20 protein-coding genes and 1 other RNA gene are annotated in these 23,703 nt (G+C 72.0%); 17 read left to right on the top strand and 4 right to left on the bottom strand.

Features of this window, described 5'->3' with window-relative positions; genetic code table 11:
* Nucleotides 1-69 precede the first annotated feature (69 nt).
* The gene (locus tag OG389_RS14835) at nucleotides 70-1,164 is read right to left on the bottom strand and encodes an isopenicillin N synthase family dioxygenase (protein WP_328298953.1); all 1,095 of its coding nucleotides are present in this window, start codon (nucleotides 1,162-1,164) and stop codon (nucleotides 70-72) included.
* 315 nt (nucleotides 1,165-1,479) lie between these two features.
* On the opposite strand from OG389_RS14835, the gene prfB reads away from it, so the two are divergent.
* Complete coding sequence (prfB, locus tag OG389_RS14830) at nucleotides 1,480-2,589, top strand: peptide chain release factor 2 (RefSeq protein ID WP_328298952.1); 1,110 nt, start codon at nucleotides 1,480-1,482, stop codon at nucleotides 2,587-2,589.
* A gap of 111 nt (nucleotides 2,590-2,700) precedes the next feature.
* Here the strand turns inward: prfB and OG389_RS14825 are convergent, their stop codons facing one another.
* The gene (locus tag OG389_RS14825) at nucleotides 2,701-2,895 is read right to left on the bottom strand and encodes a hypothetical protein (RefSeq protein ID WP_328298951.1); all 195 of its coding nucleotides are present in this window, start codon (nucleotides 2,893-2,895) and stop codon (nucleotides 2,701-2,703) included.
* Nucleotides 2,896-3,118: 223 nt separating this feature from the next.
* On the opposite strand from OG389_RS14825, the gene ftsE reads away from it, so the two are divergent.
* The 5 genes from ftsE (at nucleotide 3,119) to ssrA (ending at nucleotide 7,041) form a co-directional block, all read left to right on the top strand.
* Nucleotides 3,119-3,808: a cell division ATP-binding protein FtsE gene (gene ftsE, locus OG389_RS14820; protein WP_214953925.1), complete on the top strand. Its 690-nt coding sequence runs from the start codon at nucleotides 3,119-3,121 to the stop codon at nucleotides 3,806-3,808.
* 16 nt (nucleotides 3,809-3,824) lie between these two features.
* Nucleotides 3,825-4,748: a permease-like cell division protein FtsX gene (ftsX, locus tag OG389_RS14815; protein WP_328298950.1), complete on the top strand. Its 924-nt coding sequence runs from the start codon at nucleotides 3,825-3,827 to the stop codon at nucleotides 4,746-4,748.
* A 67-nt stretch (nucleotides 4,749-4,815) separates the two neighbouring features.
* Nucleotides 4,816-6,021, top strand: coding sequence for a S41 family peptidase (locus tag OG389_RS14810; protein ID WP_328298949.1), 1,206 nt, complete (start codon nucleotides 4,816-4,818; stop codon nucleotides 6,019-6,021).
* Nucleotides 6,022-6,039: 18 nt separating this feature from the next.
* Nucleotides 6,040-6,525, top strand: coding sequence for an SsrA-binding protein SmpB (gene smpB, locus OG389_RS14805; protein ID WP_267758828.1), 486 nt, complete (start codon nucleotides 6,040-6,042; stop codon nucleotides 6,523-6,525).
* A 127-nt stretch (nucleotides 6,526-6,652) separates the two neighbouring features.
* Nucleotides 6,653-7,041: a transfer-messenger RNA gene (ssrA, locus tag OG389_RS14800) on the top strand.
* 244 nt (nucleotides 7,042-7,285) lie between these two features.
* Here ssrA and OG389_RS14795 read toward each other — a convergent pair.
* Nucleotides 7,286-8,539 (bottom strand): MFS transporter, encoded by a 1,254-nt coding sequence (locus OG389_RS14795; RefSeq protein WP_328298947.1) that lies wholly within the window; start codon nucleotides 8,537-8,539, stop codon nucleotides 7,286-7,288.
* 222 nt (nucleotides 8,540-8,761) lie between these two features.
* On the opposite strand from OG389_RS14795, the gene OG389_RS14790 reads away from it, so the two are divergent.
* The 8 genes from OG389_RS14790 to OG389_RS14755 all read left to right on the top strand — a co-directional run bounded on the left by OG389_RS14790 (nucleotide 8,762) and on the right by OG389_RS14755 (nucleotide 18,956).
* Complete coding sequence (locus OG389_RS14790) at nucleotides 8,762-9,733, top strand: LysR family transcriptional regulator (protein WP_328298946.1); 972 nt, start codon at nucleotides 8,762-8,764, stop codon at nucleotides 9,731-9,733.
* A gap of 167 nt (nucleotides 9,734-9,900) precedes the next feature.
* On the top strand, nucleotides 9,901-11,271 hold the full coding sequence (locus tag OG389_RS14785; protein WP_328298945.1) for a nitrate/nitrite transporter: 1,371 nt from the start codon (nucleotides 9,901-9,903) through the stop codon (nucleotides 11,269-11,271).
* A gap of 176 nt (nucleotides 11,272-11,447) precedes the next feature.
* Nucleotides 11,448-12,590 carry a uroporphyrinogen-III synthase gene (locus OG389_RS14780; protein WP_328303787.1) on the top strand — a complete coding sequence of 381 codons (1,143 nt, stop codon included), beginning with the start codon at nucleotides 11,448-11,450 and terminating at the stop codon, nucleotides 12,588-12,590.
* 130 nt (nucleotides 12,591-12,720) lie between these two features.
* Nucleotides 12,721-13,308 carry a GNAT family N-acetyltransferase gene (locus tag OG389_RS14775; RefSeq protein WP_328298944.1) on the top strand — a complete coding sequence of 196 codons (588 nt, stop codon included), beginning with the start codon at nucleotides 12,721-12,723 and terminating at the stop codon, nucleotides 13,306-13,308.
* A gap of 60 nt (nucleotides 13,309-13,368) precedes the next feature.
* Nucleotides 13,369-13,941 (top strand): CGNR zinc finger domain-containing protein, encoded by a 573-nt coding sequence (locus OG389_RS14770; protein ID WP_328303785.1) that lies wholly within the window; start codon nucleotides 13,369-13,371, stop codon nucleotides 13,939-13,941.
* A 150-nt stretch (nucleotides 13,942-14,091) separates the two neighbouring features.
* Nucleotides 14,092-16,413 (top strand): HelD family protein, encoded by a 2,322-nt coding sequence (locus tag OG389_RS14765; RefSeq protein WP_328298943.1) that lies wholly within the window; start codon nucleotides 14,092-14,094, stop codon nucleotides 16,411-16,413.
* A 517-nt stretch (nucleotides 16,414-16,930) separates the two neighbouring features.
* The gene (locus tag OG389_RS14760; RefSeq protein ID WP_328298942.1) at nucleotides 16,931-18,355 is read left to right on the top strand and encodes an NAD-dependent malic enzyme; all 1,425 of its coding nucleotides are present in this window, start codon (nucleotides 16,931-16,933) and stop codon (nucleotides 18,353-18,355) included.
* 319 nt (nucleotides 18,356-18,674) lie between these two features.
* Nucleotides 18,675-18,956 carry an HU family DNA-binding protein gene (locus tag OG389_RS14755; protein WP_007264399.1) on the top strand — a complete coding sequence of 94 codons (282 nt, stop codon included), beginning with the start codon at nucleotides 18,675-18,677 and terminating at the stop codon, nucleotides 18,954-18,956.
* Between the two features lie 232 nt (nucleotides 18,957-19,188).
* Here the strand turns inward: OG389_RS14755 and murA are convergent, their stop codons facing one another.
* Complete coding sequence (murA, locus tag OG389_RS14750; protein WP_328298941.1) at nucleotides 19,189-20,532, bottom strand: UDP-N-acetylglucosamine 1-carboxyvinyltransferase; 1,344 nt, start codon at nucleotides 20,530-20,532, stop codon at nucleotides 19,189-19,191.
* Between the two features lie 273 nt (nucleotides 20,533-20,805).
* On the opposite strand from murA, the gene OG389_RS14745 reads away from it, so the two are divergent.
* The 3 genes from OG389_RS14745 to OG389_RS14735 all read left to right on the top strand — a co-directional run bounded on the left by OG389_RS14745 (nucleotide 20,806) and on the right by OG389_RS14735 (nucleotide 23,570).
* On the top strand, nucleotides 20,806-21,366 hold the full coding sequence (locus tag OG389_RS14745; protein ID WP_328298940.1) for a YqgE/AlgH family protein: 561 nt from the start codon (nucleotides 20,806-20,808) through the stop codon (nucleotides 21,364-21,366).
* 119 nt (nucleotides 21,367-21,485) lie between these two features.
* The gene (locus tag OG389_RS14740; protein ID WP_328298939.1) at nucleotides 21,486-21,770 is read left to right on the top strand and encodes a DUF3039 domain-containing protein; all 285 of its coding nucleotides are present in this window, start codon (nucleotides 21,486-21,488) and stop codon (nucleotides 21,768-21,770) included.
* A gap of 150 nt (nucleotides 21,771-21,920) precedes the next feature.
* Nucleotides 21,921-23,570: a beta-N-acetylhexosaminidase gene (locus OG389_RS14735; RefSeq protein WP_328298938.1), complete on the top strand. Its 1,650-nt coding sequence runs from the start codon at nucleotides 21,921-21,923 to the stop codon at nucleotides 23,568-23,570.
* Nucleotides 23,571-23,703 lie beyond the last annotated feature (133 nt).

Below are 23,703 nucleotides of genomic sequence, written 5' to 3'. Positions count from 1 at the left end.
GGGGAGGCCCGCCCCACCCGCCGGGACCCGCCCCACCCGCCGGGACCCGCCCCACCCCCACGGCAGGGGCTACGCCTCCACCAGCTCCGGGTGCCAGCGCCGCGCGACCGCGGGGTGGGCGCGGACCCAGCCCTTCAGCTCGTTGCGGCCGTACTCCGCGTGCAGCGGGTTCGACGCGTCGTGGGCTATCCCCGGCGCCGAGCGCAGGTATTCGCCCGGGACCGTCTCGATGACGGCGTCCAGCCGCGGGTTGTAGAAGAACGGCACCGAGTAGCGCTCCACCGCCCCCTGCGGGCTGACCACCCGGTGGTCGGTGGCCGTCAGGTACCCCTCCGTCGCGATCTCCAGCAGCTCGCCCAGGTTGACCACGAACGCGCCCGGCATCGGCGGCACGTCCAGGTAGGCCCCGTCACGGACCACCTGGAGCCCGCCGACCGAGTCCTGGAGGAGGAGGGTCAGGAAGCCGTAGTCCTTGTGGGCCCCGACCCCCTGATCGGTGCCGGTGGGCGCGGACCCGGGGTAGCGGATCAGCTTCGTGTGCAGGTGGGGTCGGTCCGCGAAGGCCGCGTCGAAGAAGTCGGCGGGGGCCCCGATCGAGGCGAGCAGCTCCTGCAGCAGGCGGTGGGCCACCGCCGCCAGCCGGGACTGCCACTCCAGGACCGCCGTACGCAGCTCCGGGAGCGCCGCCGGCCACTGGTTGGGGCCCTCCAGCCACAGGTACGCCGGGTCGTCCGGCCCCACCGCCGGCGCCGACCGCTCCGCGCCCACGTCCAGCTGGTCGCGCCAGTCGGAGGCGCCGCCGGTCAGCTCGTGCCCGATGCGGGTGTAACCCCGGAAGTGGGGGGAGTTCAGATTGCTCACGGCCAGCCGGTCGGCCTCCGGGAGCGCGAAGAAGGCCCGGGTCAGTTCCAGGATGCGGGCGGTCTCCGCGGCGGTGACCCCGTGCCCGGTGAGGTGCAGGAATCCGCTGTCCCGGGCGGCCGCGTGGAGTTTCTCGCGGAAGGAGTCGCGCAGCGCCGGATCGTCGGCCTGGGACAGGTCCAGGACCGGAAGGGAGTGCGCCGACGACGCGGAAGTGGAAGCAGAAGCGGAAGCGGAAGCGGAAGCAGAAGGGGGAGCGGAAGGGGCGGCAGAAGTAGTGGAAGAAGGGTGCGCGGACGGCATGACGGCTCCGTTTCGGATGTCACGGGGTCCTGTCCCCAGGGGTGGCGGGGGCCGCGGCTGGGGAGGGGCCGCCGGCAGGGTTGGAGCCGGGGCCGCGAGGGGCCGCGTACAGGACCAAGTCGGATCGGGGTGGATCAGGCTTGGGGCAGGTCCGGCGGCAGACAGCTGGTCGTCGTGACACGCATGTGGTCCACATGGCGGCGCTTGACGAGGAAGACGGTCATATCGTGAGCGTACGCCCGTACGGGCCGTCATTAGAACGGGTGATCCGGCCTGGCCGGAGAGCGGCCCCCGGGGACCGGCTACGCTGGACCCGTGGCAGTCGTCGATGTTTCCGAAGAGCTGAAGTCCCTCTCCTCGACCATGGGGTCGATCGAGGCCGTCCTGGACCTCGACAAGCTGAGGGCAGATATCGCCGTGCTCGAGGAGCAGGCCGCCGCGCCGTCCCTGTGGGACGACCCGGACGCCGCTCAGAAGATCACTAGCAAGCTTTCGCACCTCCAGGCGGAGGTCCGCAAGACCGAGAACCTGCGCGGGCGCATCGACGATCTCGCGGTGCTGTTCGAGCTCGCCCAGGAGATGGACGACGCGGACACCCTCGCGGAGGCGGAGACCGAGCTGGTCTCCGTACGCAAGGCGCTGGACGAGATGGAGGTCCGCACCCTGCTCTCCGGCGAGTACGCCGAGCGCGAGGCGCTGGTCAACATCCGCGCCGAGGCCGGCGGCGTGGACGCCTCCGACTTCGCCGAGCGCCTGCAGCGCATGTACCTGCGCTGGGCCGAGCGTCACGGCTACCCGACGGAGATCTACGAGACCTCGTACGCGGAAGAGGCCGGCATCAAGTCGACCACCTTCGTGGTCAAGGCCCCGTACGCCTACGGCACCCTCTCCGTCGAGCAGGGCACCCACCGCCTGGTCCGGATCTCGCCCTTCGACAACCAGGGCCGGCGCCAGACCTCCTTCGCGGGCGTCGAGGTGCTCCCGGTCGTCGAGACCAGCGACCACGTGGAGATCGACGAGACCGAGCTGCGCGTCGACGTGTACCGCGCCTCCGGCCCCGGCGGCCAGGGCGTCAACACGACCGACTCGGCGGTGCGCATCACGCACCTGCCGACCGGCATCGTGGTCTCCTGCCAGAACGAGCGCTCGCAGATCCAGAACAAGGCCAGCGCGATGAACGTCCTCCAGGCCAAGCTGCTCGAGCGGCGCCGCCAGGAGGAGAAGGACAAGATGGACGCCCTCAAGGACGGCGGAAGCTCCTGGGGCAACCAGATGCGCTCCTACGTCCTGCACCCGTACCAGATGGTCAAGGACCTGCGGACGGAGTTCGAGGTCGGTAACCCGCAGGCGGTGCTCGACGGCGAGATCGACGGCTTCCTGGAGGCCGGGATCCGCTGGCGCAAGCAGCAGGAACAGACCGCGTAAGCGCTTCAGCGGCGCCCCAGGGCGCTTCGGCAGCGACGTGAGGGCCCGGACACCGAGCAGGTGTCCGGGCCCTCACGTCATGGCTCTGATCGGGACGCGGCGGCCGAAGGGCTACGCCGTCTGCTGAGCCACCAGGGCCAGTGCGGCCACCAGGATCACCAGCAGCGCGATGAGCGCCACGGGGTTCAGGCCGCCGGAAAAGGGGCCCTCCTGCTGGAGGCGCTCCCGGTTCGCCCGGCACACCCGGCAGCGGCCCTGGCTGACAGGTGCGGCGCAGTTCGCGCACACGAGCCGGTCATATGTCATGCGCTCCTCCTTTCGTCCCCTCGGTTACAACGGCAGCGGGAACCGGTCGGTTCCCCTACCACTGTGCCAGCTCCGGCGGCATTCGGCGCGGCCCGTCCGTGCAATCGCGGTCGGGCGCCTCCGGACCAGGGGATATATCGGGCAACTCCGGACGCCGGGCCCACACCTCGCGCCGGTTCGCGTATGGTCACGCACACCTACTCCCGGCGACCGTGGTGCACCCGTGATCCGATTCGACAACGTCTCCAAGTCCTACCCGAAGCAGAGCCGTCCCGCACTCAGAGATGTCTCCCTGGACATCGCGAAGGGCGAGTTCGTCTTCCTGGTCGGCTCCTCCGGCTCCGGCAAGTCCACCTTCATGCGGCTCATCCTGCGTGAGGAGCGGGCGAGCCACGGCCAGGTGCACGTGCTGGGCAAGGACCTCGCCCGACTCTCCAACTGGAAGGTTCCGCACATGCGGCGCCAGCTGGGGACCGTCTTCCAGGACTTCCGGCTCCTGCCCAACAAGTCCGTGGCCGACAACGTGGCCTTCGCCCAGGAGGTCATCGGCAGGCCGCGCGGCGAGATCAAGAAGGCCGTTCCCCAGGTCCTCGAGCTCGTCGGCCTCGGCGGCAAGGAGGACCGGATGCCCGGCGAGCTCTCCGGCGGCGAGCAGCAGCGCGTGGCCATCGCCCGTGCCTTCGTCAACCGGCCGGCGCTGCTGATCGCGGATGAACCGACCGGCAACCTGGACCCCCAGACCTCCGTCGGGATCATGAAGCTGCTGGACCGGATCAACCGGACCGGCACCACCGTGATCATGGCGACCCACGACCAGCAGATCGTCGACCAGATGCGCAAGCGCGTCATCGAACTCGAGCAGGGCCGTCTCGTCCGCGACCAGTCGCGCGGCGTCTACGGCTACCAGCACTGAAAGGCCCTGAGACGCGATGCGCGCCCAGTTCGTCATGTCGGAGATCGGGGTCGGTCTCCGCCGCAATCTGACCATGACCTTCGCGGTCATCATCTCCGTGTCCCTGTCGCTGGCCCTGTTCGGCGGTTCCCTGCTCATGCGCGACCAGGTGAGCAAGATGAAGGGCTACTGGTACGACAAGGTCAATGTCTCGATCTACCTCTGCAACAAGAACGACGCCGAGGCGACCAACGGCGCGTCCTGTTCCAAGGGGGCGGTGACGCCGGAGCAGAAGCAGGCCCTGGAGAAGGAACTCAAGGGCATGGACCTCGTCGAGAGCGTCTCGTACGAGTCCTCCGACGAGGCCTTCAAGCACTACAAGGAGCAGTTCGGGCACACCGCCCTGGCGGCCTCCATCACCCCGGACCAGATGCCCGAGTCCTTCCGGGTGAAGCTCAAGCAGCCGGAGAAGTACAAGGTCATCACGACCTCCTTCTCCGGGCGCGACGGAGTCCAGTCGGTCGAGGACCAGCGCACCGTCCTGGACAACCTCTTCAGACTCCTCGGCTACCTCAACCTGGCCGCCCTCGGCATCATGCTGATCATGCTCGTCGTGGCGCTGCTGCTGATCGTCAACACGGTGCGCGTCTCCGCCTTCAGCCGGCGGCGCGAGACCGGCATCATGCGGCTGGTGGGCGCGTCCAGCTTCTACATCCAGGTGCCGTTCATCATGGAGGCCGCCTTCGCCGGCCTCATCGGGGCCCTGCTCGCCTGCGGCATGCTGGGCGCCGGCCAGTACTTCGTGATCGATCACGGCGCCGCGCTGCGCGACAAGATGGAGCTGATCAACTTCATCGGCTGGGACTCGGTCCTGACCAAGCTGCCGCTGGTGCTGGTCATCGGTGTGCTGATGCCCTCGCTCGCCGCCTTCATCGCGTTGCGCAAGTACCTGAAGGTGTGACAAGCGCCCCGCGAGCGGTACGGCCAACCATCCGTACCGCGGCGGGGCTTGTCCTAGACTCGGCGCCATGCTGCGCCTGCCGCGTATCCCCGCCTTCTGTCTCCGGCCCCGCGACCTGCGTCGCGGGGCCGTTTTGACGTTGGTCTTCCTCGCGGCCGTCGGCGCCGGAGCGTGCACCGGCAGCTGGGGCCCCGGCCACGCCGGCTCCTCCGCCCTCCTGGCCCGTACGGCGTCCGCCGCGCCCGGGCCGCACGCGCGGCCACCCCGCGAGGCGGGCACGGCCGACCGGGAAGCGGTGGCCCGGGCGGCCGCCGAGGCCGTGGCCGAGGGCAAGTCCGCGAAATCGGCGGCCCAGGAGGTGGTCAGCCGCAGCGGGGACCGCTGGGGCACCGTCTACGACCACAGTGAGTACGAGGCGTTCGCCGACGACCTGGACGGCCACTGGACCGGCGTGGGCCTGTGGGCCGGCCGGCTGCGCGACGGCCGCATCGAGGTCGACCGGGTCCAGCCCGGCGGCCCCGCCGCCCGGGCCGGGCTGCGCGCCGGGGACCGGCTGCTGAGCATCGACGGCCAGGGCGTCACCGGGCTGCGGGTCCCCGAGGTGGTGGCCCTGCTGCGCGGCGCGGCAGGCACCCCCGTGGTCCTGAACCTGACGCGCGGCGCCACCGACCTCACCGAGACGGTGCGCCGCGAGGAACTGCGCAGCGATCCCGTGACGGTACGGGTACTGCCCGGCGGCATCACCGTCATCAAGGTCGCCTCCTTCACCAAGGGCTCCGGCGACCGGGTCCGCTCCGCCGTCCGCGCCGCCCCGCCCGGCGGAGGGGTCATGCTCGACCTGCGCGGCAACACGGGGGGTCTGGTCACCGAGGCCGTCACGGCCGCCTCCGCATTCCTGGACGGCGGGCTGGTGGCGACGTACGACGTGCGGGGCGCGCAGCGCGCCCTCTACGCCACGCCGGGCGGTGACACGGCGCGGCCGCTGGTGGCGCTGATCGACGGCGGCACGATGAGCGCGGCCGAGCTGGTGACCGGAGCCCTCCAGGACCGGGGCCGCGCGGTGGCGGTGGGCACCCGCACCTTCGGCAAGGGCTCGGTCCAGATGCCGACGGAGCTCCCCGACGGATCGGTGGCGGAGCTGACGGTGGGCACGTACCGCACTCCGGCGGGCCGCAGCCTGGACGGCGGGGGCATCACCCCGGACCTGGCGGCGGCGGACGGGGTCGAGGAACGGGCCCGCACGGTATTGAGTGGCATCGGGGTGGGTCCGTAGTGCGAAAATGACCGCACTATGGCTAAGGAAACAGGGCGCAAGCTGATCGCCCAGAACAAGAAGGCGCGGCACGACTACACGATCATCGACACCTACGAGTGCGGTCTCGTGCTCACGGGTACCGAGGTCAAGTCCCTGCGCCAGGGCCGGGCCTCGCTGGTGGACGGCTTCGTCTCGGTGGAGAGCGGCGAGGCCTGGCTGTACAACGTGCACGTGCCGGAGTACAGCCAGGGCACGTGGACCAACCACAGCGCCCGGCGCAAGCGCAAGCTCCTCCTGCACCGCGAGGAGATCGACAAGCTGGAGTCGAAGACGGGGGAGACGGGCAACACGATCGTGCCGCTCGTCCTGTACTTCAAGGACGGCCGGGCGAAGATCGAGATCGCGCTGGCGAAGGGCAAGAAGGAGTACGACAAGCGGCAGTCCCTGCGGGAGAAGCAGGACACGCGCGAGACGAACCGGGTGATCTCGGCCGTCAAGCGGAAGGAACGCGGCCAGCTTTAATCTCCTGGCAGAGTGTGGTCCACGTCGCGTAGGATGGCGTCAGCACCACGCGCTCGCGGGTGGTGCCGATCGGTCGGGACGCATGGAGAGCGCCGGCTGGATCTCATAACTGAACAGCGTGAAACATGGGGATGATCGGTTTCGACAGCGGATGTCGATGTAGGGGAAGCGAGCCGAGGAAGCGGCAATGATCTCGTTAACCATATGTCGCAAACAATAATCGCCAACTCCAAGAGCGATAACTCCCGCTTCACCCTCGCTGCCTAATAACAGTGAGCTGAAGCCTCTGTGAGGAGCGTCAGCCCGGAAGTGGTCCCGGTCCGGATCCTGGCGTCAATTAGGGATCTAAACCTCTAACTCCGGTCACGGGGGATAGAGGGAAATCAAACAGTGACTGAGCCCGTCGGAGACTTGTCCGTGTGATCTCCGGGGCCGAGAAAAGCGCAGCGGAATGCGCTCGGAGAAGCCCTACTTCTGCACCGTTGGACGCGGGTTCGATTCCCGCCATCTCCACAACCCCCATGTTGGACAAAGGCCCCGCGGCCGTCAGGCCGCGGGGCCTTTGTCGTGCGCACCCAGGCGCGTGCCCGTCCGCGAGCCGTACGGTCAGGGCTCGAGTGGTCCGTAGGACCGAGGAAGACACGTGAGTGTGCCGATCCCCGCCGACGCGCCGTGCCGGGGAGGACACCAAGGGCTTGCCCCCTGGTGTGGTCGCGGAGCGTCGAGAGGCTGGCAGCGGTACGTGTGACCTGGCGGGCCGTCACTTGGCTCGGGTGGCCGATGCAGAGGCACCCAGGAGGAGGGCCAGGAGCGCCGCCGCGGCCGGGAGGGCGTACGGGGTGGTCGTGCCCAGGCGGTCGATGGTGGCCCCGGCGCTCGCGGAGCCGACCGCGATGCCCGCGAAGATCGCGGTGACGGCGAGGGTCATCCCTTCGTTGAGCCGGCCCGGCGGGGTCATCGTGTGGATCCGGGACATCGCGGTGACCATGACCGGGGCCGTGGCCATGCCGGCCAGCAGCAGGGCCAGGGCCAGGGGGAGCAGCGAGCCGGTGGCCGCCGCCGCCCAGGGCAGTGCCATGGCGCAGGTCAGGGCGGCCAGGCAGGTGGGCAGGCCGCGCGGGCGCAGGGTTCCGTAGAGCAGGCCGGCCGCGCAGGAGCCCGCCGCCTGGAGGGCGAGGACCGGCCCCGAGAGCGCGCCGAGGCCGTGGGCGCCGAGGTGGGCGACCGAGGTGATCTCCAGCGAGCCGAACATCATGCCGAGCGCGAGGAACAGGGGCAGGAGACGCCCCAGGGCCCGCAGCGGGGAACGGCCGCGAACCGCCGGCGCCGGCGGGGGCTCGGTGGCCCGGTGGGACGTGAAGACCAGCATCCCGGTCAGGAGCAGCACGGCCCCGGCGAGGGTGCCCGCCTCGGGGAAGACGACGGTGCAGAGGAAGGCGGCGACCACCGGCCCGAGCATGTACGCCAGCTCGTCGGCGGCCTGTTCGAAGGACATCGCGGTGTGGTGCGCGGCGGGTTCGCCCTTCAGCAGGTGCGTCCAGCGGGCGCGGGACATGCCGCCGATGTTGGGGGTGGTGGCGGTGGCCGCGTAGGAGGCGAAGAGGGTCCACGCGGGGGCCTGGCCGCGGACGCACGCGACGAGGGAGAGCGAGCCGAGGACCGCGATCAGCGTGGCGGGTACGGCGACCCGGGCCTGCCCGTGCCGGTCGACCAGCCGGGCCGTGAGGGGCGCCACCAGGGCGGTGGCGGCCAGGCCGGCCGCCACGACCGCGCCGGCGAGGGCGTACGAGCCGCGCTGGCCGGCGATCATCATGACGGCGCTGACGCCGAACATGCCCATCGGCAGCCGGGCGATGAGGTTCCCGGTCGTGAAGCCGCGGGTGCCGGGGAGCGAGAAGAGTCGCCGGTAGGGGCCTGCCGGCCGGGTCGTACGGGGGGCACGGGCGGTGCGCGGCGGGCTCTGCGGCCGCGCCGGGGCGGCCGCGAGGACCAGCGTGGTGCCGGTGACGGCCATCAGCGGCCGGGACGGCCGGGCGGGCGCGGGCGCACTCGGAGGCGCGGGCGCACGGCGAGGTGCGGGCACACGCCGAGGTGCGGGGACAGTCGCGGACGCGGGAGCAGCCGTAGGCGCGGACGTGCGGTCGGTGGGCATGGGGGAAGGTTCCCGGCGAGGGGTGCCGGGGGTCCAACACCTGTTCGTGGGGGATTCACCGCTTCCCGTTGTTAGTCTCCGCGGATGATGCCCCGAGACGTGGACCCCCGCCTGCTGCGCGCCTTCCTCGCCGTGGCCGAGGAGCTGCACTTCACCCGCGCCGCCGCCCGGCTGTACGTGGCCCAGCAGGCCCTGAGTCGGGACGTGCGCCGACTCGAGCAGGGCCTGGGCGCCGCCCTGTTCACCCGCACCACCCGCGCCGTCGAGCTGACCGCCGACGGGGAGCGGCTGCTGCCCCTGGCCCGGAGTGTCCTGCGGGCGCACGAGGAGCTGGCCGCCGCGTTCGCCGCCGACGCGGCTCCCCGGCCGCTGCTCGTCGACCTCAACACCGACGGACCCGGCACCGCCCGCACCGTCCTGGACCGGGCCCGGGAACTGGCCCCCGACTGCGAGCTGATGGCCCGCTTCGAGTCCGGGCTCACCCATGCGGCCGCCGAGATCGCCGCCGGCCGCCTCGACGTCTCCTTCGGGTACGCCGACGGCCTCGACCCGGCGCTGCGGTCCCGGCTCGCGCGGATGACCGTACGGTACGAGCCGCTCGCGGTGGTGCTGCCCGACGGGCACGCGCTGGCCGCGCGGGAACACGTACCGCTGGACGCGCTCGCCGGGGAGACGGTGTACGCCGGAGCCGGGAACCCGCGGACCCTGGAGTGGACCGGGCTGGCGCGCGAGCTGTTCGCCGGGCGGGGGATCACGCCCGCGCCGCCCGCGCCGGTGGCGGTGGGCAAGGACGAGTTCCGCCGGGTCATGGCCAAGACCGGGAACCCCGTCCTGGCCACCGTGGACTTCACCGATCTGCCCGGCTGCGTCAAACGCCCCCTGACGGCCCCGGTGCCGCTGTCGCCGCTCGCCATGGTGTGGCGCGAGGGCCTGGTCCACCCCGGCCTCGACGCCCTGCGCGCCGCCGCCGCGGGTCTCGCCGCCGAACGCGGCTGGCTGGAAGTGCCTCGGGACAGCTGGCTGCCCGCGCTCACACCCGGCCCCGCCGCAGGGTGAGTGCAAGGTTTCCCGGCGGTCATCCGGCGGGGACCGGGGCCGAAACGAGCCGTTCCTACGGTCGTGACCACGGACCGGGCGCGACGAACGCGACGGGCGCGACGAACGCGATGAGCGCGACGGGCGCGCCGGGCGCGAAGTGATCGCAGCAGCTGTGGAGGCGTGTGATGACCAGTACGACCGCACCGCGCAAGGGGGGCCGCTGGATCGAGCGGTGGGACCCCGAGGACGAGACCTTCTGGAGGGAGACGGGGGAGAAGACCGCCCGCCGCAATCTGGTCTACTCCGTCCTCTCCGAACACATCGGGTTCTCGATCTGGTCCCTGTGGTCGGTGATGGTGCTCTTCATGGGCCCGGCGTACGGGATCGACCCCGCCGGGAAGTTCTTCCTCATCGCCACCGCGACCTGCGTGGGCGCCCTCGTCCGCGTCCCCTACACCTTCGCCGTGGCCCGCTTCGGCGGGCGCAACTGGACGGTCTGCAGCGCCCTGCTACTGCTCGCGCCGACGGTCGCCGCGTGGCTGGTGATGGAGCCCGGGACCTCGTACGGCACCTTCCTGCTGGTGGCCGCGCTGACCGGGGTGGGCGGCGGGAACTTCGCCTCCTCGATGACGAACATCAACGCCTTCTTCCCGCTGCGCAAGAAGGGCTGGGCGCTCGGCCTCAACGCCGGCGGCGGCAACATCGGTGTCCCCGTCGTCCAGCTCGTGGCCCTGCTGGTCATCGGTACGGCCGGGGCGGGTCACCCCCGGGTGCTGCTCGGCGCCTACATCCCGCTGATCGTGATCGCGGCGGCGCTCGCCGCGCTGCGGATGGACAACCTGGCGCCGGTGCGCAACGACACCGGGGCCGTGCGCGAGGCGGCCCGTGACGCCCACACCTGGATCATGGCGTTCCTCTACGTCGGCACCTTCGGCTCCTTCATCGGCTACAGCTTCGCCTTCGGGCTGGTGCTGCAGACGCAGTTCGGCCGCACGCCGCTCCAGGCGGCCTCGCTCACCTTCGTCGGGCCGCTGCTCGGCTCGCTGATCCGGCCGGTCGGCGGGGCCCTCGCGGACCGCTTCGGCGGGGCCCGGATCACGCTGGGCACCTTCGTGGCGATGGCGGCGGCGACCGGGGTGGTCATCCTGGCCTCGGTACGGGAGTCCCTGCCGGTGTTCCTCATCGGCTTCGTGGCGCTGTTCGTCCTCAGCGGGCTCGGCAACGGCTCCACCTACAAGATGATCCCCGGCATCTTCCAGGCCAAGGCACTGGCCCGCGGTATGAGCGGGGAGGAGGCGGCCGCCTACGGGCGGCGGCTGTCCGGGGCCTCCATGGGACTCATCGGCGCGGTCGGCGCGCTCGGCGGGCTCGGCATCAACCTGGTCTTCCGGGAGGCGTTCCTGAGCTCCGGCTCGGGCACGGCGGCCTTCGTGACCTTCCTCGGCTTCTACGCAATGGCGTGCGCGGTCACGTGGGCGGTATACCTTCGCCGGCCCGCCCGGGTGACGGCCCCTGCGGCCGGGGTGGCGGTGAAGCCGCAGCTCACCTCGGTGTAACGGAGGCCGAACACCGGTTAACGGCAGCGAAATACGCGTGAACCGAGCCTGATACGCCCCCAGGGCAGGCTCGGTCCACGCGCACTTCCGTCGAGTGAGTGAGTGAGCGCGAACGCGACGCCGGACCCCGTGCCGGGTCCGAAGCCGGAACCGACCACTGCGCGAGGCAGGTCACCATGCACGACACCCACACCGGTCCGCCGGCCGGCCCGCTCGCCGGATTCACCGTCGGGGTCACCGCGGCCCGGCGGGCCGATGAACTCATCGCCCTGCTGCGCCGCCGCGGAGCCACCGTGCTGCACGCGCCCGCCCTGCGGATCGTGCCGCTCGCGGACGACACCGAACTGCTGTCCGCGACCAAGGAGCTCATCGCCTGCGCGCCCGACGTGGTGGTGGCCACCACGGCCATCGGGTTCCGCGGCTGGATCGAGGCCGCGGACGGGTGGGGGCTCGGCGAGGAACTGCTCGGCCGGCTGCGGGAGACGGAACTGCTGGCGCGCGGACCCAAGGTCAAGGGCGCGATCCGGGCCGCCGGGCTCGTGGAGACCTGGTCCCCCGGGTCGGAATCGCTCGCCGAGGTACTGGACCGGCTGCTGACGGCCGGGGTGGCCGGCCGGCGCATCGCCCTCCAGCTGCACGGGGAGCCGCTGCCCGGGTTCGTCGAGGCGCTGCGGGCGGGCGGGGCCGAGGTGGTCGGCGTACCGGTGTACCGGTGGATGGCGCCGGAGGACCTCGGGCCGCTGGACCGGCTGATCGACACGGTGGTCGCGGGCGGGGTCGACGCGGTGAGCTTCACCTCCGCGCCGGCGGCGGCCTCACTGCTGTCGCGGGCGGCGGAGCGGGGCGTACGGGAATCCCTGCTCGGGGCGCTGACCGGCGGGTCGGTGCTCTCCGCGTGCGTGGGACCGGTGACGGCCCTGCCGCTGCAGGCCGAGGGGGTGGCCACGGTGCAGCCCGAGCGGTTCCGGCTGGGCCCGCTGGTGCAGCTGCTCTGCCAGGAGCTGCCGGGCCGGGCGCGGGTCCTCCCGGTGGCCGGGCACCGGCTGGAGCTGCGCGGCCACGCGGTCCTGGTCGACACCGAGCTGCGCCCGGTCCCGCCGGCCGGCATGGCCCTGCTCCGGGCCCTGTCCCGCCGCCCGGGCTGGGTGGTGGCCCGTTCCGAACTCCTGCGCACCCTGCCGGGCGCGGGCCGCGACGAGCACGCGGTGGAAACGGCGATGGCCCGCCTGCGCGTGGCCCTGGGGGCGCCGAACCTGATCCAGACCGTCGTCAAGCGGGGCTACCGGCTGTCGCTGGACGCGGGTGCCTGCGCGGACTGAGCGGCCCCGGCGCGGCCGCGCGGAGCGGCGGGCCCGGGCCTTCGCCCGGACCGGCCGGGGGGCGTCCGGGGTCCGGCCAGGGGCTGGCCGGGGGCTGGCCGGGCTCCGCGTGGTCCGTTAGCGTGCCCGGATGATCGTTGACGGTGTGGAGATGAGGGAGATCCGGCCGGCGGACGCCGCCGGGGTCGCCGACGTACTGGACCGGAACCGGGCGTACATGGCCCCCTACGAGCCCCTGCGGACCGAGGCCTTCTACACCGAGGCCGGGCAGCGGACGCGGATCGAGGAGCTGCTCGCGGAACGGGACGGCGGGCGGGCGCGGCCGTACGTGCTGATCGGCGGCGGGGTGCCGATCGGGGCGATCAACCTCGGCTCCATCGTGTTCGGGGCGCTGTGCAGCGGCGCCGTCGGCTACTGGGTGGACCAGGCCTGGGCCGGGAAGGGGGTGGCCACCGCCGCGCTGGAGGAGGTCTGCCGGGTGGCCCGCGAGGAGGTCGGGCTGCACCGGGTCGAGGCCGGGACCAGGGTCGGCAACCTGGCCTCCCAGCGGGTGCTGGCGAAGGCCGGCTTCGAGCAGTACGGGCTCGCGCCCCGCTACCTGCACGTCGGCGGGGACTGGCAGGACCACTGCCTCTTCCACCGGCTGCTGCACGACGACCCGCCCGTCCTCCAGGACCAGTCGTCGCGCGGCAGAGGGGAGTTTGACGACAGACCCTAGTGCTGTGACCGGGAGGCGGGCACTCTGGGGGTGCGCGCCAAGAGCGAGGCGGTGACGGGTATGTGGTTCGACTCCGGGCGGGTCTGCCTGGATCTGCTGGCCACCTTCGGGTCCCACGGGAACACCGCCGAGGGGATCAGGGACGGGGACGAGCTGCGGCTGTGGCTCGCCGGAGCCGGGCTGGTGCCCGACCGGACGCCGCTGGCCCGGGTGGGCGCCGACTGGGTGCAGGCCTTCAGGGCGCTGCGCGCCGATGTCGAGAGCCTCGTACGGGCCGAGCTCGCCGGGGCCGCGCCGCCGCCGGCGCCACTGGCCCGGGTCAACGCGGCGGCCGCCGGTCCACCCCCGGGACTGTGTGCCGTTGAGGATCAAGAAGGGCACCTCGTACGGGAGTTGTGCGGCGGTGTCGAATGCGCCGGGCTGCTCGCCGCGGTGGCCCGGGACGCCGTCGAACTGCTCACCGATCCCGGTGACCGGGCGCTGCTGCGGGCCTGCGAGGGGGACGGCTGCGACCGCGTCTACCTCGACACCTCGCGCGGGCACCGGCGCCGCTGGTGCTCCAGCGAGCTCTGCGGGAACCGCGAACGCGTGGCCCGCCACCGGCGGCGCGTCCTCCACGCGAAGCCCGGTTAGAGCCGTGCGCACCGGTCGCGGGAGCCTTCGGCGCCACCCCTCGGGCGTGATCTTCGTCCTGATCCGCGAGCCGTCCCGGAACGGGCGTGCGCGCGGGGGTCCCTTCGCGTACGGTTGACGGCTGCCCATGCACGTCAGAAAGGGGCCTTGGTGGCCGCGCAGAATGCCGCTGTCGACAGCACGGCGGATTCCGTCCGCGATCGGGAGATCGCGGGCGAGCAGACGCATCTCGATCACGTGTACCGACGCCTTGAGGAGAAGATCCACGAGGCGGAGTTCCTGATGAACGACGCCGCCAAGCGTGGCCAGGTCGGCACGCCCGGCGCGCTCGCCGAGCGGGACGCCCAGGTCTTCCGCGCGGGGATCCACCTCAACCGTCTCAACAACGAGTTCGAGGACTTCCTGTTCGGCCGCGTCGACCTGGTCCTCGGCAAGGACGGGGAACGCGGCCCGGACGGCGCCTTCACCTCCGTCGATCCGGCCGACGACGCGATCCGCGCCGACCTCACGGCCGACATCGCCGAGACGCTCCACATCGGCCGCATCGGAGTCCTCGACTCCGACTACGCGCCGCTCGTCATCGACTGGCGCGCCCCGGCGGCCGCGCCGTTCTACCGCTCCACGCCCAAGGACCCGGGCCGCGTCGTGCGCCGGCGCGTCATCCGCTCCAAGGGCCGCAAGGTGCTCGGTGTCGAGGACGACCTGATGCGCCCCGAGGTCACCGCCTTCCTCGACGGGAAGGAACTGCCCGCGATCGGCGACGGCGCCCTGATGGCCGCGCTCGGCCGGGCCCGTACGCACTCGATGCGGGACATCGTCTCCTCCATCCAGGCCGAGCAGGACCTCGTCATCCGGGCGCCCGCCGCCTCGGTCGCCGAGGTCGCGGGCGGACCGGGCACCGGCAAGACCGCCGTGGCCCTGCACCGCGCCGCCTACCTGCTCTACCAGGACCGGCGACGCTACTCGGGCGGCATCCTCATCGTCTCCCCGACCCCGCTGCTCGTCGCCTACACCGAGGGCGTCCTGCCCTCCCTCGGCGAGGAGGGCCAGGTCGCCATCCGGGCGCTCGGCTCGCTCGTCGACGGGGCCGAGGCGACCACGTACGACGACCCGGGCACGGCCAGGATCAAGGGCTCGTCCCGGATGCTGAAGGTGCTGCGCAAGGCCGTGCGCGGGGCACTGGAGTTCGGCGGTCCCGGCGGCACCCCCGCGCCCGAGCGGCTGCGCGTGGTGGCCTTCGGGCGCAGGCAGGAGCTGGAGGCCGCCGATCTCGACCGGATCCGGCAGAACGTCCTGTCCGGCACCACCCCGGTCAACCTGCTGCGCCCGCGCGCCCGCAAGCTCCTGCTGGACGCGCTGTACTCCAAGTCCGGCGGGGCCGGCCGGCACAGCGACCCGGAGCTCGCCGCGGAGCTGCGTTCGGCCTTCGACGAGGACATCTCGACGGAGGACGTGTTCATCGAGTTCCTGAACTCCTGGTGGCCCGAGCTGACCCCGCGCGCCGTACTGGGCTCCATGGCCGACGAGCGGCGCCTGGCCCGCTGGTCGCGCCGGGACCTGAACCCGCGCGAGACCCGGCAGCTGGCCCGGTCCCTGCGCCGGGTCGGCCCGGACGGCAAGGGCCCCCTGTCGGTGCACGACGTGGCGCTGCTCGACGAGCTCCACCAACTGCTCGGCGCGCCCGCGCGGCCCAAGCGGAAGCGGGAGATGGACCCGCTGGACCAGCTGAGCGGGCTGGAGGAGCTGATGCCGACCCGCGAGGAGACCCAGTGGGAGCGGGCCGAGCGGCTCGCGGCGGAGCGCACCGAGTACGCGCACGTCATCGTCGACGAGGCGCAGGACCTGACGCCGATGCAGTGGCGGATGGTCGGCCGCCGGGGCCGGATGGGCACGTGGACGGTGGTCGGTGACCCGGCGCAGTCCTCGTGGACCGATCCGGAGGAGGCGGCCGCCGCGCGGGACGAGGCGCTGGGCTCCCGGCTGCGGCGCCGGTTCACCCTGACGGTGAACTACCGCAACCCGGCGGAGGTCGCGGAGGTCGCTTCCCGGGTGCTGAAGCTGGCGGCGCCGGGCACGGAGCCGCCGACGGCGGTGCGCTCCACGGGTCTGGAGCCGCGCTTCACGGCGGTGGCGGACGATCTGCGCGAGACCGTCCGGGAGGAGACCAGGCGGCTGCTGGGCCAGGTGGACGGCACGGTGGGCGTGGTCGTGGCCATGGACCGGCGCAAGGAGGCCGCGGGCTGGCTGGCGGATCTGGGGGAGCGGGCGGTCGCGCTCGGCAGCCTGGAGGCCAAGGGCCTGGAGTACGACGCCACGGTGGTCGTCTCCCCGGCGGAGATCGCGGACGAGTCCGCGGCGGGTCTGCGGGTGCTCTACGTGGCCCTGACCCGTGCGACGCAGCAGCTGACGGTGATCTCCACCGGCCGGGACGCCCCGGACGCGGCGGGCGTCGCGGCGCTGCTGCGGCCGTAGGACCGGCGCGGGCCGGGCGGGGCCCGCAGGCCCCGCTTCGGCCCCGACCGGGCTCCGTACGGCCCCGCGGGGCTCCGTACGGCCGGATGGTCGGCGGCCAGGGGCGTGGTCCGCACAACGGGTCCCCGGGAGGGGGATCACTTCTGGCGAACCTTTGTTAGCCTGGGTTACGGCACCGACTCGATCCAAGCCCCCGGGCCCAACCTTCGTCGCCTAGAGCGACCACTTGCCGCGAGGCGAGCATGGCGGGTCGGTGTCATAGACGTACGAATCACCAGGTCCGCGCCCTCCACTCAGTGGGGGGCGCGGACTTTTTTGTATGGGCCACCCATTCCGAAGACACGGGATATCTCGTATGGTGGAAGTGTCTTTCCGAAATTTGGAGCTGGTTACCTTGTACCGGCTGGTAGGTGGGACGATCGGACAACAGGTCCTGCCGCACCTGCCAGGTTCTCGGCCGGTACAGCGCTGGACCCTGTGTGTACAGAAGAACCAGGGACAGAAGAGGAACACGGCCATGGCAACGGCGCCCAGCGTCTCGTACTCGATGACGGTCCGCCTGGAAGTGCCCGCGAGCGGAACCGCGGTCTCCCAGCTCACCACCGCCGTGGAGTCCTCCGGTGGTTCGGTCACCGGCCTCGACGTGACCGCATCCGGTCACGAGAAGCTCCGTATCGACGTGACCATCGCCGCGACCTCCACGGCGCACGCCGACGAGATCGTCAAGAAGCTGCGGGGGATCGAGGGCGTCAGCCTCGGCAAGGTCTCCGACCGCACCTTCCTGATGCACCTCGGCGGCAAGATCGAGATGCAGTCGAAGCACCCCATCCGCAACCGCGACGACCTCTCGATGATCTACACCCCGGGCGTGGCCCGTGTGTGCATGGCGATCGCCGAGAACCCCGAGGACGCCCGCCGCCTCACCATCAAGCGCAACTCCGTCGCAGTCGTGACGGACGGCAGCGCCGTGCTGGGCCTCGGCAACATCGGCCCGATGGCCGCGCTGCCCGTGATGGAGGGCAAGGCGGCCCTCTTCAAGCGCTTCGCGGGCATCGACGCGTGGCCGATCTGCCTGGACACCCAGGACTCCGACGAGATCGTCGCGATCGTCAAGGCCATCGCGCCGGGCTTCGCGGGCATCAACCTGGAGGACATCTCCGCGCCGCGCTGCTTCGAGATCGAGGCCCGGCTGCGCGAGGCCCTGGACATCCCCGTCTTCCACGACGACCAGCACGGCACCGCGATCGTGGTCCTCGCCGCCCTCACCAACGCGCTGCGCGTGGTGGGCAAGGCCGTTGGCGACGTCAAGGTCGTCATGTCGGGCGCCGGCGCGGCCGGTACCGCCATCCTCAAGCTGCTCCTCGCGGCGGGCGTCAAGAACGCCGTCAGCGCCGACATCCACGGCGTCGTGCACTGCGACCGCCCCGACCTCGTCGACGCGGCCGCGGACTCGCCGCTGCGCTGGATCGCCGACAACACCAACCCCGAGGGCTACACGGGCACCCTGAAGGAGGCCGTGGTCGGCGCCGACGTCTTCATCGGCGTCTCGGCCCCGAACGTCCTCACCGGCGAGGACGTGGCCGCCATGGCGGAAGGCGCGATCGTGTTCGCGCTCGCGAACCCGGACCCCGAGGTGGACCCGGCCGTGGCCCGTCAGACGGCCGCCGTCGTGGCCACCGGCCGCTCCGATTTCCCGAACCAGATCAACAATGTGTTGGTCTTCCCGGGCGTCTTCCGCGGCCTGCTGGATGCCCAGTCGCGCACCGTGAACACCGAGATGATGCTGGCCGCCGCGAGCGCCCTGGCCGACGTGGTCGGCGAGGACGAGCTGAACGCGAACTACATCATCCCGTCGGTCTTCAACGACAAGGTCGCGGGCGCGGTCGCCGGAGCCGTCCGCAAGGCGGCCTCGGCCGCTGTGACGACACCCACCTCCGTCTGATCCCCGGCGCGTCGCGGGATGCGGGCCCCCCGGGCCGCCTCTAGGGTTGCGGGGATGTCCGCGTGGCCCGCGGTCCGCGTCTCCGGACACCGTCCGGTCGCCTTCTGGCGCGGACGGAGCGTCACCGCGGCGTGACTGTGGCGCTTTTCGTGTGACCCCGGCGGGTGCCGGATTGGCTTTCCCGCCGCTGGTGGGGGCAGGATGCGTAACCGGGCGAGAGGGTCTGACGTCAGACCCGGGTCCGGGGACTGTCCTAGGGCCCTGGCAGCATCGGCTTCGATCTCACGCCTCTAAGGCACGTTGAACACGGGAGTACAACATGAACCGCAGTGAGCTGGTGGCCGCTCTGTCCGAGCGCGCCGAGGTGACCCGCAAGGACGCCGACGCCGTTCTGGCCGCGCTCGCCGAGACCGTCGGCGAGATTGTCGCCAAGGGCGACGAGAAGGTCACCATCCCCGGCTTCCTGACCTTCGAGCGCACCCACCGTGCCGCTCGCACCGCGCGCAACCCGCAGACCGGCGACCCCATCCAGATCCCGGCCGGCTACAGCGTGAAGGTCTCCGCGGGCTCCAAGCTCAAGGAAGCCGCCAAGGGCAAGTAGTCAGCCCTTGTGCCGAGGGCCGCACAGGCCCTTGGGACGGCAGTAGTACGTAGTACACGAGAGGCGGCCACCCGGCACCGGGTGGCCGCCTCTCGGCGCTCGCGGGACCGCCGGTGGCTCCCGGGAGCCAGAACGCCCCCAGAGGCCCTGTACGGGGCCTCTGGGGGCGTTCTGGGTCGGTCTGTGTCGATCTACCGGGGGACGGCGACCGGACCGGCGACCGGACCGGGGGTCAGACGAGGTCGCCGCCCGGCAGCTCGACCTTGGCGCCCAGCTCCACGAGCTTGTCCATGAAGTTCTCGTAGCCGCGGTTGATCAGGTCGATGCCGTGGACCCGCGAGGTGCCCTCGGCGGCGAGCGCCGCGATCAGGTACGAGAACCCGCCGCGCAGGTCGGGGATGACCAGGTCGGCGCCCTGCAGCCGGGTCGGCCCCGAGACGACGGCCGAGTGCAGGAAGTTGCGCTGGCCGAATCGGCAGGCGCTGCCGCCCAGGCACTCGCGGTAGAGCTGGATGTGCGCGCCCATCTGGTTGAGCGCGGAGGTGAAGCCGAGGCGGGACTCGTAGACCGTCTCGTGCACGATCGAGAGGCCGGTGGCCTGGGTCAGCGCCACGACCAGCGGCTGCTGCCAGTCGGTCTGGAAGCCGGGGTGGACGTCCGTCTCCAGCGCGATGGCGTTGAGCGGCCCGCCCGGGTGCCAGAAGCGGATGCCGTCGTCGTCGATCTCGAACGCCCCGCCGACCCGGCGGAAGGTGTTCAGGAAGGTCATCATCGAGCGCTGCTGCGCGCCGCGCACGTAGATGTTGCCGCCGGTCGCCAGCGCCGCGGACGCCCAGGAGGCGGCCTCCAGCCGGTCCGGGAGCGCCTTGTGGTTGTAGCCGCTGAGGCGGTCCACACCGGTGATCCGGATGGTCCGGTCGGTGTCGACGGAGATGATCGCGCCCATCTTCTGCAGGACGCAGATGAGGTCTTCGATCTCAGGTTCGACGGCGGCGTTGCTGAGCTCGGTGACGCCCTCGGCCAGGACGGCCGTCAGCAGCACCTGCTCGGTCGAGCCGACCGACGGGTAGGGCAGGCGGATCTTGCAGCCCCGCAGCCGCTGCGGGGCCTCCAGGTACTGACCGCCCTCGCGCTTCTCGATGGTCGCGCCGAACTGGCGCAGCACGTCGAAGTGGAAGTCGATCGGCCGGCCGCCGATGTCGCAGCCGCCGAGGCCCGGGATGAACGCGTGGCCGAGGCGGTGCAGCAGCGGGCCGCAGAACAGGATCGGGATGCGCGAAGAGCCCGCGTGGGCGTCGATGTCGGCCACGTTGGCGCTCTCGACGTACGTGGGGTCGAGCACGAGCTCGCCCGGTTCGTCGCCGGGGCGGACGGTCACCCCGTGCAGCTGGAGCAGCCCGCGCACGACCCGGACGTCACGGATGTCGGGAACGTTGCGCAGCCGGCTCGGCTCGCTGCCGAGCAGGGCCGCGACCATGGCTTTGGGTACGAGGTTCTTCGCGCCGCGGACACGGATCTCGCCCTCGAGCGGGGTTCCGCCGTGGACAAGCAGTACATCGTCACTGATGCCGGTCATGAATCTCGCGTTCCGGAGAGGGGTGGGCAGGGGGCCAGTGAAAAGGGTAAGGGGCATGACCCCCCTGTTCGTAAGGCTGACGGGGCCGTAGGACTGTCATGAATTCGGCACAACACCCTGGGTGCCCGCCAGGTGGCGGAGCGTCTCCTTCCGCCAGGGGTCCGGCCGGGACGCCGTGCGCCCTCCCCGTTGCCGCCGTGCGCCCTGAGCTGCGTACGGCCCGAATGAGCCGTCCACTCCCCCTCACGGGCGAATGTGCGAGATCATGTCGCCATGACCGAGGTGTCCTCCCTCACAGGGCGGCTGCTCGTGGCCACCCCCGCCCTCGCGGACCCGAATTTCGACCGCGCGGTCGTGCTGCTGCTCGACCACGACGAGCAGGGCTCGCTCGGCGTCGTCCTCAACCGGCCCACCCCGGTGGGTGTCGGCGACGTCCTGCTGCCCTGGGCCCCGCTGGCCGGCGCCCCCGGAGTGGTCTTCCAGGGCGGCCCGGTGGCGCTGGACTCCGCGCTGGGGCTGGCGGTCATCCCGGGCGAGGAGGGGCCGCTGGGCTGGCGCCGGGTGCACGGCGCGATCGGCCTGGTGGACCTGGAGGCCCCGCCCGAACTCCTCGCGGCGGCACTGGGCGGCCTGCGCATCTTCGCCGGGTACTCGGGCTGGGGCCCGGGACAGCTGGAGGAGGAACTGGGCGTGGGCGCCTGGTACGTCGTCGAATCCGAGCCGGGGGACGTCTCCTTCCCGGATCCGGAACGGCTGTGGCGGGCCGTGCTGCGACGTCAGCGCAGCGAGCTGGCCATGGTGGCCACGTATCCGGACGACCCTTCGCTGAACTGAGCCCCGGACCCGGCCGCGTGGTGCCGGCATGCCGCCCGCGTGATGCCTGCGTGCCGCCCGCGTGCCCGGCCGACCCCGCCGCTCGGCCCTCGCGCGCGAGGGTCGGTACCCTGGCAGTCATGAGCACTCTTGAACCCGATCGCGGGACTGGTACGGGGACCCTCGTAGAACCGACGCCGCAGGTGTCCCACGGTGACGGCGACCACGAGCGCTTCGCTCACTACGTCCAGAAGGACAAGATCATGGAGAGCGCGCTCGGGGGCACCCCCGTCGTCGCGCTCTGCGGCAAGGTCTGGGTGCCGGGCCGGGACCCGAAGAAGTACCCGGTCTGCCCCATGTGCAAGGAGATCTACGAGTCCATGGGCCCCGGCGGGGACAAGGACAAGGGCGGCAAGGACCAGTAGTCCGGCCCCCTCGAAGCGGGACGAAGGCCCTCGGTGCGCGGATGTGCGCCCGGGGGCCTTTGCCTTGCCCGGAGGGCGCGTTAGGGTCGCGGAACAAGCGCCATGTGAAACGTGCGTTGCACATGTTGCAACGGTGGAGGAGTCGAGGCCATGCCCGAGTTGATCCCGCGGCCGCGGTACGCGCGGTTCCTGCCCGACGCCGGCACCTACGAGCTCACGGACCCGCTGCTCGACGCCGGACCCGGCACCGGGGACACGGCCCGCTGGCTGCGCCGCGAGCTCGGCGCGGCCACCGGCTGGGCCCTCCCGGCCCCGGCCGCGGGGCAGCGGTACGGCGAACGCCCGGTGATCCGGCTCGCGCTGCGCCCGGAGCTCGCGCGGCACACCGGCGCCGAGTCCTACGAGCTCCACGTCGCGCCCACCTTCGTACTCCTCGAAGGGGCGGACGCGGCGGGCCTCTTCTACGCGGCCCAGACGCTGCGGCAGCTGCTCGGACCCGACGCGTACCGGCGGGCGCCGCTGCCGGGGGCGGTGTGGCGGCTGCCCGTCGGGGGCGTCGCGGACGGCCCGCGCTTCGGCTGGCGCGGCCTGATGCTCGACGTGGCCCGGCACTTCATGCCCAAGGACGGGGTGCTCCGCTACATCGATCTGCTCGCCGCCCACAAGCTCAACGTGCTGCACCTGCACCTGACGGACGACCAGGGCTGGCGGGTGGAGATCGAGCGCTACCCGAAGCTCACCGACGTCGGCGCCTGGCGCTCCCGCAGCCGGTGGGGCCACCGGGCCTCGCCGCTGTGGAACGAGACCCCGCACGGCGGCTTCTACACCCGGGACGACATCCGCGAGATCGTCGCGTACGCCGCCGAGCGGCACGTACGGGTGGTGCCCGAGATCGACGTACCGGGTCACTCGCAGGCCGCGATCGCCGCGTACCCGGAGCTCGGGAACACCGACGTGGTGGACACCGCCGCGCTGGAGGTGTGGGACGACTGGGGCATCAACGAGAACGTGCTCGCGCCCACCGAGGCCGTCCTGCGGTTCTACGAGGGCGTCCTCGAGGAGCTGCTGGAGCTGTTCCCCGCCGAGGTCTCGCCCTTCGTCCACATCGGCGGGGACGAGTGTCCCAAGGCGCAGTGGAAGGCCTCCGCGGTCGCGCAGGAGCGGATCTCGGAGCTGGGGGTCGACGGCGAGGACGGTCTGCAGTCCTGGTTCATCAGGCACTTCGACGGCTGGCTCGCGGAGCGCGGCCGCCGGCTCATCGGCTGGGACGAGATCCTGGAGGGGGGCCTCGCCCCCGGCGCGGCCGTGTCCTCCTGGCGCGGGTACGCGGGCGGCGTCGCCGCCGCCGAGGCCGGCCACGACGTGGTGATGTGCCCGGAGCAGCAGGTGTACCTGGACCACCGTCAGGCGGGCGGTGGGGATGAGCCGATGCCGATCGGTTACGTCCGTACTTTGGAGGACGTGTACCGGTTCGAGCCGGTACCGCCGAAGTTGTCCGAAGAGGCCGCCGCCCACGTGCTGGGCGCGCAGGCCAACGCCTGGACCGAGGTGATGGAGAACCGGAGCCGCGTCGACTACCAGGTGTTCCCGCGCCTCGTGGCCTTCGCCGAAGTCGTGTGGTCGCGGCTGCCGGTGCCGGAGGAACGGGACTACGCGGACTTCGAGGGGCGCATGACCGGCCACTACCGCCGCTTGGACGCCCTCGGGGTCGACTACCGGGCGCCCGGCGGCCCGTCGCCGTGGCAGCGCAGGCCCGGAGTGCTCGGACGCCCGATCGAGGGAGCGCCCCCGAACGTGTGACGGGCCCCGTACGGACGAGCCGGGGCGGGGCGCCGGGGTGCGGCGCGGGGGCCGGGCACGGGGTGGTGGACCCTCGCGTCCGGTGCTCCGGAAGATGTGCCAGAGTTGCCACGTCCCGGCGGTGAGGACGTAC

It is taken from the genome of Streptomyces sp. NBC_00435 (assembly GCF_036014235.1).
GTDB lineage: Bacteria > Actinomycetota > Actinomycetes > Streptomycetales > Streptomycetaceae > Streptomyces.
This window is presented reverse-complemented; position numbering and strand designations above follow the sequence as displayed.

Coding starts and splice junctions, on each gene's coding strand:
- OG389_RS14755 (WP_007264399.1), top strand. CDS start 18,675: ATGAACCGCAGTGAGCTGGTGGCCGCTCTGTCCGAGCGCGCCGAGGTG.
- OG389_RS14775 (WP_328298944.1), top strand. CDS start 12,721: ATGATCGTTGACGGTGTGGAGATGAGGGAGATCCGGCCGGCGGACGCC.
- OG389_RS14735 (WP_328298938.1), top strand. CDS start 21,921: ATGCCCGAGTTGATCCCGCGGCCGCGGTACGCGCGGTTCCTGCCCGAC.
- OG389_RS14760 (WP_328298942.1), top strand. CDS start 16,931: ATGGCAACGGCGCCCAGCGTCTCGTACTCGATGACGGTCCGCCTGGAA.
- OG389_RS14770 (WP_328303785.1), top strand. CDS start 13,369: ATGTGGTTCGACTCCGGGCGGGTCTGCCTGGATCTGCTGGCCACCTTC.
- OG389_RS14745 (WP_328298940.1), top strand. CDS start 20,806: ATGACCGAGGTGTCCTCCCTCACAGGGCGGCTGCTCGTGGCCACCCCC.
- OG389_RS14790 (WP_328298946.1), top strand. CDS start 8,762: ATGATGCCCCGAGACGTGGACCCCCGCCTGCTGCGCGCCTTCCTCGCC.
- OG389_RS14795 (WP_328298947.1), bottom strand. CDS start 8,539: ATGGCCGTCACCGGCACCACGCTGGTCCTCGCGGCCGCCCCGGCGCGG.
- OG389_RS14810 (WP_328298949.1), top strand. CDS start 4,816: ATGCTGCGCCTGCCGCGTATCCCCGCCTTCTGTCTCCGGCCCCGCGAC.
- OG389_RS14785 (WP_328298945.1), top strand. CDS start 9,901: ATGACCAGTACGACCGCACCGCGCAAGGGGGGCCGCTGGATCGAGCGG.
- murA (WP_328298941.1), bottom strand. CDS start 20,532: ATGACCGGCATCAGTGACGATGTACTGCTTGTCCACGGCGGAACCCCG.
- OG389_RS14740 (WP_328298939.1), top strand. CDS start 21,486: ATGAGCACTCTTGAACCCGATCGCGGGACTGGTACGGGGACCCTCGTA.
- OG389_RS14780 (WP_328303787.1), top strand. CDS start 11,448: ATGCACGACACCCACACCGGTCCGCCGGCCGGCCCGCTCGCCGGATTC.
- OG389_RS14835 (WP_328298953.1), bottom strand. CDS start 1,164: ATGCCGTCCGCGCACCCTTCTTCCACTACTTCTGCCGCCCCTTCCGCT.
- ftsX (WP_328298950.1), top strand. CDS start 3,825: ATGCGCGCCCAGTTCGTCATGTCGGAGATCGGGGTCGGTCTCCGCCGC.
- smpB (WP_267758828.1), top strand. CDS start 6,040: ATGGCTAAGGAAACAGGGCGCAAGCTGATCGCCCAGAACAAGAAGGCG.
- OG389_RS14825 (WP_328298951.1), bottom strand. CDS start 2,895: ATGACATATGACCGGCTCGTGTGCGCGAACTGCGCCGCACCTGTCAGC.